Raw genomic sequence first — 10037 nt, 5'->3', positions numbered from 1 at the left:
GGTCCAGCGAGCGGGCCGGGCCGCAATCCGTGGGACCCCGCACGCTGGACCGGCGGATCGTCGTCGGGTTCGGGTGCCGCGGTCGGTGGCGGACTCGTGAGCTTTGCGCTCGGCACCGAGACCTGGGGCTCGATTCTGTGCCCGTCGGCGTTCTGTGGCGTGACCGGCCTGCGCCCCACCTACGGACTCGTGAGTCGCGCAGGTGGCATGGTTGGCGCCTATTCGTTCGACAAGATCGGACCGTTGGCGCGCTCGGCCGCCGATTGTCGGGCGATCCTCGGAGCGATCGCGGGTCCCGACGAGAACGATCTGACCACCGTCGAGCGGCGCGTCGATCTGACGCAACGGCGCCGCTCGCCACGCGCGATCAAGGCGGCGCTGATCGAGCCGGATTGGGCGAAGACCAAAGGTGCGGAGCCGGGCGTGCGTGCCACCTTCGAGCGAGCACTCGCAGATCTGCGCTCCCTGGGACTCGATCCGCAGCCCGCGAAGCTGCCGGACTTTCCGGCGGCCGAAGTGTCGGGGCTGCTCATCACCGTTGAAGCGCTCTCGACCTTCGAGCACTTCTTCGAAGCGGGTGGAGTGAAGCAGTTGCGGGATCCCTACGCCGCGCACCAGCGCGACATCAACTCGGCGATCCACGGCGACGACGTGATCAAGGCGTGGCGGATGCGCCGCGTGGCGCAGGACCTGATGGCCGAGTTCTTCGAGCAGTGGGACGTGATCGTCGCGCCGAACTTCCTGTCGGTCGCACCGCCGATCGTCACCGATCTCTACGAGTCGCTGCCCTACGGCGACACGGTCGGAGCGTTCGCGGTCGCGTGCGGCCTGCCGGGGCTCGCCCTGCCGATGGGTGCCGCGACGCACGGCCTGCCGTGCAGCTTCCAGCTGGTCGGCGCACCGTTCGACGAGGCATTGCTGTGCGATCTGGGCGAGCTGTACCAGAGCCGCACGCGGCATCATCTGGCGCGACCCGCCGAAGCATGAGAGCGCAGGTCGCGGACCTGGTGGTCGCGTCGGCTTGAGCGCCGGCGGAAGTGCGGCCGCCGCTCGAGTCGCCGGCCGCGCCCCCGACTACAGCGTCTCTCTCAGCGCGAACTGGATCGATCGCTTCTTGCCGTCGCGTTCGTAGACCAGCTTGCGCTTCTCGCCCGGGTTCGCGACTTCGAACACGCGCTCGTATTCCTCGATCGACCAGCTCGCGGCCGGCCGCCCTTCGAGATCGAGAATGCGATCGCCGACTCGCAGACCGGCTGCCTCCGCCACCGAGCCGGCGAGCACCTGCGCCACCGTGAGCCCGTCGCCACCGTGAGCGAGCTGGAGCCCGGTCAGGCTGAAGCGATCGCGATCGCGATAGCGCGCGCCGGGCTCGAGCCACACCTGACGGCGCTCGTAGTCGAACGTCACCTTGAAGCGCTCGAGCACCCGGTTGCCGATGTTGCCGGCGTAGTCCTCGCTCGCGAGCGCCCCGACGTCGGTCGACGACAGCACCACCACGGGTGCATCCCAGCCGTAGCTTCCGAGCGTCATGCGTTTCATGCGCGTGGCGGTGCTGGAGAACGTGCCGCCGAATCCGCCACCCAGCACCTCGACGCTGCGACCCGCGCGCTGGCGCAGGTCGTGCGCGTTGACGAATGGCGTGTGCAGATCCACGGTCGAGCCGCTTCCCACGTCGAGTCGGAACTTGCCGCGGTACAGCGAGTCGATCGCCCCCTCGACCACCGGGATGTTGCTCGCCAGCTCCAGCGTGAGCGCCTCCCCCGCACCGGTGTGCTGATAATGCTTCGGATCGTGGAGCACCAGGCGTCTTGCGTCGTAGTCGACTTCGAGCACGAAGCGACTGATGAAGTCGTAGCCCAGCACGCCGGCGCAGCGCCGCCAGAAGAACGGCTCGAGATGCGGATTGACGGCCAGGATCACGACCTTCTGGCCACCCACCCGCACGCTGGTTGCGCCTTCGCCCGGCACGAACAACGAATCGAGCTGCGCAAAGGCACCGCCGCCCGAAGCACCCGCGCCGCCGACACCGATGTGGCCTTCGGAGCGCAGCCCGCGGCTCGCCGCGTAGGCGCTGTCGATCACGGTGACGCCGGCGCCGGTATCGAGCAGGAAGTCCTCGAGCGGTCCGCCGTTGAGCGAGGCCTTCACCCACACGTGGCGGGTGGAGTAAACGAACGGCACCGTGACGCGCCCGGTCGCGCCGCGAAACGTCACCGGGCTCGCGTCCTCGCCGGGAGGTGCGAATCGTTCGTCCGGGAATGCGTCGGCCACCCACACCGAGTCGAGCGTGACCGTGACGATGTTGATCGGCATCTCGGCGACCTCGATGCGCGTGGTGCGCGCGCGCAGCCGATTCGCCATGCGCGTGAAGTTCGAGAAGTGGCTGATCATGGTGCGCGAGTCGTCGCGATTGACGGTACGGACCAGGTGGCCCGAGGTCGCTTCGAAGAACAGGCGGCGCGCGCGTCCCACAGGCGGCGTTACCTCGAGCACCGCATAGCGCGCGATCGAGTCGCGCTCGTTGCCGGCGAACGTGACCCGGCCACCGCCCTGGTCGGGCAGCGCCCACGCTTCGCTGTCGAACCATGCCGAGGCGCGCGAGTCCTCGAGTTCCTTGCCGTCGCGCTCCTGCAGCTTGCCGTTCTGATCGACGCGCCACGAGCGCGTGGCGTCCTGGCCGTCGCGAAGCGTAAGCGGTCCGATGGTGGTGAAACTCGCGGTGCGGCCGGGGCGCTGGCGCCACAACTCGACCGTGCCGGTCAAGCCGAACGCGGTGAGTGTCCCCTTCATGCCGACCGCGCGATCGTATTCGAGTGCCTTGAGCCCGCCGGTCGCCTGCAGGTAGTGCTCGATCACCGGCCGGGCTTCAGGCGTGATCTCGGCGTGCGCGGGGCGCGACGCAGCGGATGAGACGAGCGCGAGCGCGAGCACGCAGCTCGCGACGGACTGAAGGCGAGACATGATTCCCTCCGTGGAGTGAGCGAGCGCGCATGATAGCGCGATCCGCCGCGTTCGCTTCCACGCACGGCGATGCGGCGCTCCTTGACCCGGGCTGGACAGCGTGGCGTCGCGTTCGGTGCTTCTCGGTTGCTCCGCCGCCGAACCCCCGCCTATCCTCCGCGAACTCCCCGACACCAACACGGCCTATGGCCCCAACATATGGAGGTAGCAATATGTTTCGTCGTGTTTGGATTCTTGCGGTTGCACTCGCCGTGATTCCGGCTGCGGCACACGCGCAGGGCGGCATGATCGCGACCGGCATCGGGCCGCGCGTCGGATTCACGATGGATCCCGATCAGTTCACGTTCGGCGGGCAGGTCACGTTCGCGGAAGTGGCGCCGCGCCTGTCGTTCGACCCGAACCTCGAGATCGGGTTCGGCGATCATCTTTCGGTGATCGCACTCAATGCGGATCTGCACTACCACTTCGACACCAACACCACGTGGGTGCCGTATGCAGGCGGCGGACTCGGCATCAACTTCATCAGCTTCGACAACGATCTGCCGAACAGCGACGACTCGACCACCGAAATCGGCGCGAACATCATCGTGGGCGTGAGCGCTCCGACCGCATCGGGCAATCGCTTCTTCGGCGAGTTCAAGTTCGGACTCGGCGACATCCCCGAGGCGAAGCTCATGGCGGGCTGGAACTTCAAGATGTAGCAACCGCTACTCGATCGCATTGCACGCACCGGCCGGGGCTCACGCCTCGGCCGTTCGTGTTTGCACGCCGCATCGAGGCTGGGAGGCTCCATCACACCGAATGGCTCGCAACCTGCGGGCCCTGGTGCCGGCAGTTCGGTGCGAGATGAGTCAGCGCCCGCCGAACTCGCTCCTCGAGCGACGCCTCGGGGATGGCGTCGCAGCACGCGGCCCCGCGACGCGCCTCTTCCGCGCGAAACCCCAGTCGCCGCAGCCACGGGATCACGTCGTTGTCGGGAGTGAGTGCCGTCGATGCTGGCTCGAGCTTCGGAATATCCGCTGTTTTCGCGTTCGTGCTGGCCGCCCCGCGCTGCGCCTGCTCCCGCTTGCCGCGCATGAACGCCGCTCCGTACACCTGCTCGGCCTCGTACTGGTTGTGCGCCCGGCACCGCAGCCGCAGATTCGTCGCGGTCGCGGCCCCGCCGCGCGCCACCGGCTGGATGTGATCGAATTCCAGGCGCGCTCGCTCCTCGCAGCGCCGCCCGTTCTCGCTCACGAACGTGCAGTGGCCGCCATCGCGCAGCCACACGGTCCTTCGCACCGGCGCCGGCACGTAGCGGCCCTGCGGCCTGCCGCGTCGAGGTCGTGAGCGCGTGGCGGCCGCGAACTTGCGCTGTTCGAGCTGACGCACCAGCGCCTTGAGCGCCCGGTCGAGCACCTGTGCCAGGTCGCCCGAGGGAACCGCATGGTTCAGCAGCGCCTGGGCGTAGCGCAGCTGGTCGTAAGTTTCCTTCGCGAGTGTGACCTGCAGCGCATAGCGGTCGGCCGAGAGCGGAGCGACCCTCGCTCGTCCAACCGGGGCTGCAGCCACTGGCGCCGCCAGAAGTGTTTCATTTTGAAGTAGCTCCAGCGCCACCTCGGCAGTGTGTTCGTTCGCGACTCTCGCCATGGGCGGAGCCGGCAACACCATGGCCTGCAAGCTCGTCGGCAGATCAGATTGCGGGAAGCGTTCCGCCAGCAGCAGCTCGACTTCTTCCCGGGTCTTGTGGGTGGTCGCCGCAACGAGCTCATCCACCGACTCAGGAGTCAGGTGGGTCGCGAGCAACAGCACGGTGGTGAGATGGATCCGTCCATCGGCGATGGCCGGGAACAGGACCGGGAACTTGCGCGCGATGCGAGCCGCTCGGATGCGTCGCAACGCAGCGAACTCGGACAGCCGCAGCTCACCCACACAGTAGGCGAGCATCGAGGAGTACGCAGCGGGCCGGTAGAGCTGGCGCGCCTCGACTTCGGCAAGGTGCGCGAGCAGCGAGGCAGTCGTAGTGCGATCAGTGGCGACGAGCGAGGCGAGATCGCGCAGCAACACCCGGTCGGCGAGGTGCGAAAGCGAATAGGAAGGCATGACGGGTCTCCGCGGCTGTGAGAGTCGCGGGGGCAGGTCTCTTCTATATCATGCGCAATCGCGGCGCAATTACAGGCCCGCACGGCGCCTCGCAGCGAGCCGCGCGAAAACATTTCAACGTCACACGAGTTCCGCGCAGCCCGGCGCACGTGGCGAACGCTGGAGCGATCTCGGCAAGCCGGTCGTGCGTCGCGACGATGTCGCGCCCGAAAGTCGTCAAGCGGAAATTTCGGCCTTGCTTCGATCCGCACGCAGCGACCAGCGGCTAGCTTCCCCCCACCGCCTTCATCCGCGCGAGGAAGGGACCCGCAGGCACGTAGCCCAGCACCCGTGCATCGCGCAGCTCAGCGCCGTCAGGCGTGAAGAACAACACCTCGGGCACTCCGGTGACCCCGTAGCGTTCACGCATCGCCTGCGACTCGGGAGCGTTGTAACGGGTCAGATCGACCTTGAATGCGGCGAAGCGTCGCGCCTCGGCGATCACGCGCCGGTCGGTGAAGGTGCTGTGCTCGAGTTCGTGACACGGCACGCACCAGTCGGCCGAGAAATCCACCAGCACCGGCCGGCCGCTCGCGAGCGCGACCTGCATGGCGTGGTCGCTGTAGGGCTCGAACTGCATCACTTCGGCGCGCAGCGTCTGCACCGCGAACACGCCGGCCACCACAGCGGCAAGCCCTCCGATCCACTTGAAGAGGCGAAAGCCGCGCTTCTCGGAGCCGTGATGATCGAAGAAGCCCAGGTACGCTCCACCCGCCACCAGCGCGACCGGCAACACCCACGGCGCCCAGTCCGGCGCCAGCGCGATCAGCACGTAGTAGAGCCCGATCGCGGTGAGCAGCACACCGAAGACTTTCTTCACCCACACCATCCAGTTGCCGGAGCGCGGCAGGCTCTGAACAAGGTTCGAGAACATGGCGAGGAACAGGTACGGCACGCCGAGGCCGAGCGCGAGCGTGAACAGCGCCTGGAATCCGAACAACGCGTCGCCGCGTTGAGCGACCAGTGCGAGCAGCGCCACGACGAACGGTCCCACGCACGGCGCCGCAATGATGCCGACCGCGAGCCCCGACATGAAGAGTCCGAGCACCGAAGTGGTGCCGGCGCCGCCGACTTTCTGCATCAGCCACAGTGGCGGGGTCATCTCGTAGAGCCCGAACATCGAGAGTGCCAGCACCATGAACAAGAGCCCGAGCCCGACGTTCACCATCGGGTTCTGGAGTGCCGCGCCGAACAGTCCGCCGGTGAGCGCCGCGACCACGCCGAGCACCGAGTACATGACGGCGATGCCGAGCACGTAGGCGAGCGCGTTCGAGAACACCCGCAGCGATGACTCCTTGCGGCGCGCACCGAACACCGAGACCGTCACGCCGATCATCGGAAACACGCACGGCGTCAGGTTGAGCAGCAGGCCGCCGGTGAAGAGCAGCAGGAACCAGCCGATTCCGCCCTTCGCCACCGCGTCGGTGATACGCCGCTGCAGGGCTCCAGCATCGCCGGCGGCAGTGCGCGGGGTCGCGGGGTCCGTGCCCGGCGCGGGTGGCGCGGTCATGCGTTCGCCGATCGCTCTCTCTTCGGGCGGCGGCACCTGCGACATCGCGGCGAGCGTGTCGCCGGCCGGCACGATGGCAGCTCCGGGCGTTGCGGCCGTCACCGTGATGCGCGCTTCGAACGGGACGTCGGTGGGCGGCAGGCACACGTGGTCGTTGCAGGCCTGAAAACTCACCACGCCCTTCAGCGTGTGCTCCCCGACCGACGCGGCGGCGGCCACCGTGACCGGAATGCGGACCGTCACGGTGCCGTCGTAGACCAGCAACGGTTCGTCCGAGAACGAGAGTTTCTGCGTGTGGCCGGCCGGATACGTGATCTTGCCGGGGGTGATCCCACCCGCGCCGGTCAGTCGCACCTCGGTCTGGATCAGCTCGGGCGAGGCGGGCGGATTCGCGTTCACGTGCCAGCTCGGGGTGATCGTGAGTCGGAGCTCGACCGTCGCACGCGCGCCGGCCGCCACCGAGAGGGGCGCCGCACTGGACTGGACCAGCGTCTCGGCCGGCGGGATGTCGCCGAACTGCGCGCGCGCGGGCGCGGCGCCGAGGACGAGCGCGAACAGTGCGGCGGCGAGTTTGCGAATCACGCGGAAGCTCCCGTGGCTGGAGTCGAGTCGAAGGTCGGGACCGTCGCAGCATCGAGTTGTGCCGCGAATGCTCGTGGATCCTGTATCGGCATCTGGCAGACGAAGTTTTCGCACACGTAGGCGGTGGCGCGGCCCTCGCGAGCGACCAGCGAAGCGGTGAACGGCGCGACCACCGCGAGCCGCTCGTGAGCGGCCGCACTGCCGGTCACCAGCAGCCGGTCGTGCGGCAGATAGCGGCGGGCGTGCTCGGCGATCAGCGCACGCGTGTCGGCATGCACCGGATCACCCGCGATCACCACATGACGGGGCGGCGATTCGAGTTCCTCGAGTGCCACCAGCATCTGCGGCATCGCCGCCGCGCCGTCCGCGAGCCGGCCGCGGAAGTAGGCGGCCGTGAGACGCGCCATCGTGCTCCACTCGGTGCGCCCGGTGAGACGCGCCAGGGTCTCGAGTACGCGCAGCGCCACCGAATTGCCGGCCATCTCGGCGCCGTCGAAGCCTTCCTTCAAGCGCACGCGGATCGAAGCGTCGCCGGCCGCGGCTTCGAAGAACCCGGCGTGTTCGGCGTCCCAGTGGCGCGCCACCATGCGCTCGGTGATCGCGACCGCGCGCTCGAGCCATCGCACCTCTTGGGTCGCCTCGTTCAGATCGACGAACGCAAGCGCCAGATTGGCGTGATCGTCGAGCTGTCCGGGCCCCGCACTCTCGCCATCGCGCCAGCGGCGCGACAGCTCGCGCTCGCCACCATGGCAAAGCTCGTTCCACACGAACTCGGCGGCCCGTTCGGCCCGCGCGGCCAGCGAGGCGTCGTCGAGCACTCGCGCTCCGCGCGCGAACGCGGAGATCATCATGCCGTTCCACGACGCGATCACCTTGTCGTCTCGGTGTGGACGAACCCGTCGCGAGCGCGCCGCGAGCAGACGTGAGACGGCACTCGCGAGCCGCGCGCGCGCCTCGTCCGGCGCGAGCCCGAACTCCTGCGCGGTGGACTCGATCGGGCGGGCCTCGTGCAGGATCGAGGTGCCGTGTTCAAAGTTGCCGCGCTCGGTGACGCCGTAGCGGTGCGCGAAAAGTCGGGCGTCCTCGCGTCCCAGCTCGGCCTCGAGCTCGGCCGGGCGCCACACGTAGAAGCGCCCCTCCTCGCCTTCACTGTCGGCGTCTTCCGCCGACAGGAACCCACCCTCGGGCGCCAGCAGGTCGCGAGCGACGTACTCGAAGATGCCGCGTGCGACCTCGGCGTAGCGCGCGGTCCCGGTGAGCTGCGAAGCCTCGAGATAGGCGCTGGCGAGCTGTGCCTGGTCGTAGAGCATCTTCTCGAAGTGCGGCGTGAGCCACTCGCGGTCGGTGCTGTAACGATGGAATCCGCCCCCGATCGCGTCGTGAATCCCGCCCGCCGCCATCGCGTCGAGCTGTCGCGTCACCATCGCGAGTGGTGCGGCGTCAGGCGCCGCGGCCGTCGCGGCTCGCGCGTGGGGTTCGGCGCGCGCGCGGCGCCACGCGTCACGCATGAGGAAGTTGAGATTGGAAGGCGACGGGAACTTGGGATGCTCGCCGAATCCGCCGTGCTCGAGGTCGGCGAAGCGGCTCAGCGCGTCGAACGCCTGCTCGAACAACGCCTCGCTGCCGGATTCCGACGGCGTCGCCTCGTCGAGTGCGGCGATCCCCGCCAGGATGCGCGCGCCGGTCTCCTCGATCTTCGCGCGCTCGCTCCCCCACGCTTCGTGCACGCGTGGCAGCAGCTCCATCATGCCGATGCGGCCCGGCATCGAACGCGGCGGAAAGTAGGTGCCGCCGAAGAACGGCTCGAGCGTCGGGGTGAGGAACACGTTGAGCGGCCAGCCGCCGCCCATGCCGGTCGCCTGCATGGCGGTCATGTAGATGCGATCGACGTCGGGGCGCTCTTCGCGGTCGAGCTTGATCGGAACGAAGTACCGATTGATCAGCGCCGCCACCGCTTCGTCTTCGAACGACTCGCGCTCCATGACGTGGCACCAGTGGCAGGTCGAGTAGCCGACGCTCAGGAAGATCGGCTTGTCCTCGCGCCGTGCGCGCTCGAACGCCTCGTCACCCCACGCGTACCAGTCGACGGGATTGTGCGCGTGCTGCAGCAGGTAGGGGCTCTTTTCGCGCGCCAGACGATTGGCGACGCGTGGGCCAGGCTCATGCAGGGGTGGGGTCGACACGCAGCCGGAGCCTATCAGAACACTTCGCGCGTCCGTGTCAGGCCGGGGTCAGACGGTGTGGCGCCGCTCCCATGACAAACGCGTCGCCGAGACGCCGAGCACCGCACACGCGACCGCGACCAGCAGTGCGTCTCGCAATGGCCCCGAACCCATGCCGCCGGTCGCCGCGAGCACGACTCCGTTGGTACCGGGAACGATCACGGCGTTCGACCACCCGGCGAGGGACTCCGCCGCCCGGCTCGCCACCCGCCACCCGAGCGGCCACGCCCACACCAGCACGCCCGTCAGCACCACCGAGAGCGCCACCGCGGGTTCCGCGCACACGCGAACCCACAACGGCCGCGCGTCACTCCACTCGGTCGCGAGTGCCGCACCGAGCGCCACGGCGCGGTCGTCACGCTCGAGTACCACGCGCGCCATGACCTGATCGGTGAAGCGGTGCGGTGCGCCAGCCGCAGGGCCGTCGTCGAGCAGCGCCTCGAGCTCGAACGTCGCACGCAACCGCGGCGCGCAGTGGGTGCATGCGAGCGCATGGTCGCGCGCGGCCGTCGAAAGCGCTGCCGCACCGAGCGAATCGAGTTCGCGTTCGAACCCCTCGCAGTTCACGACGTCTCCCCCGTGACCCACGCCTCGCGAAGCGCCGCGCGCGCACGGCTCAAGTGAGTCTTGACCGTGTTCTC

At 68.6% G+C, this 10037-nt stretch carries 7 protein-coding genes; 2 read left to right on the top strand and 5 right to left on the bottom strand.

The window, feature by feature from the left end; genetic code table 11:
* A partial coding sequence (locus tag HOP12_09005) for an amidase (GenBank protein NOT34292.1) occupies nt 1–987 on the top strand: 987 nt, incomplete at its 5' end.
* 87 nt (nt 988–1074) lie between these two features.
* Here the strand turns inward: HOP12_09005 and HOP12_09000 are convergent.
* Nucleotides 1075–2961 carry a PDZ domain-containing protein gene (locus HOP12_09000; protein ID NOT34291.1) on the bottom strand — a complete coding sequence of 629 codons (1887 nt, stop codon included), beginning with the start codon at nt 2959–2961 and terminating at the stop codon, nt 1075–1077.
* 212 nt (nt 2962–3173) lie between these two features.
* On the opposite strand from HOP12_09000, the gene HOP12_08995 reads away from it, so the two are divergent.
* Nucleotides 3174–3662: a hypothetical protein gene (locus tag HOP12_08995; GenBank protein NOT34290.1), complete on the top strand. Its 489-nt coding sequence runs from the start codon at nt 3174–3176 to the stop codon at nt 3660–3662.
* A gap of 91 nt (nt 3663–3753) precedes the next feature.
* Here the strand turns inward: HOP12_08995 and HOP12_08990 are convergent, their stop codons facing one another.
* The 4 genes from HOP12_08990 to HOP12_08975 all read right to left on the bottom strand — a co-directional run bounded on the left by HOP12_08990 (nt 3754) and on the right by HOP12_08975 (nt 9963).
* Nucleotides 3754–5043: a hypothetical protein gene (locus HOP12_08990; protein NOT34289.1), complete on the bottom strand. Its 1290-nt coding sequence runs from the start codon at nt 5041–5043 to the stop codon at nt 3754–3756.
* A 265-nt stretch (nt 5044–5308) separates the two neighbouring features.
* Nucleotides 5309–7174, bottom strand: coding sequence for a thioredoxin fold domain-containing protein (locus HOP12_08985; protein ID NOT34288.1), 1866 nt, complete (start codon nt 7172–7174; stop codon nt 5309–5311).
* Complete coding sequence (locus tag HOP12_08980; GenBank protein ID NOT34287.1) at nt 7171–9342, bottom strand: thioredoxin domain-containing protein; 2172 nt, start codon at nt 9340–9342, stop codon at nt 7171–7173. Before HOP12_08980 ends, HOP12_08985 begins: the two co-directional genes overlap by 4 nt.
* Before the next feature lie 63 nt (nt 9343–9405).
* Nucleotides 9406–9963 (bottom strand): hypothetical protein, encoded by a 558-nt coding sequence (locus HOP12_08975; GenBank protein NOT34286.1) that lies wholly within the window; start codon nt 9961–9963, stop codon nt 9406–9408.
* Nucleotides 9964–10037 lie beyond the last annotated feature (74 nt).

It is taken from the genome of Candidatus Eisenbacteria bacterium, from assembly GCA_013140805.1.
Classification (GTDB): domain Bacteria; phylum Eisenbacteria; class RBG-16-71-46; order RBG-16-71-46; family RBG-16-71-46; genus JABFRW01.
Note: the sequence above shows the minus strand (reverse complement) of the source record. Positions and strands in the feature narration are given on the sequence as shown.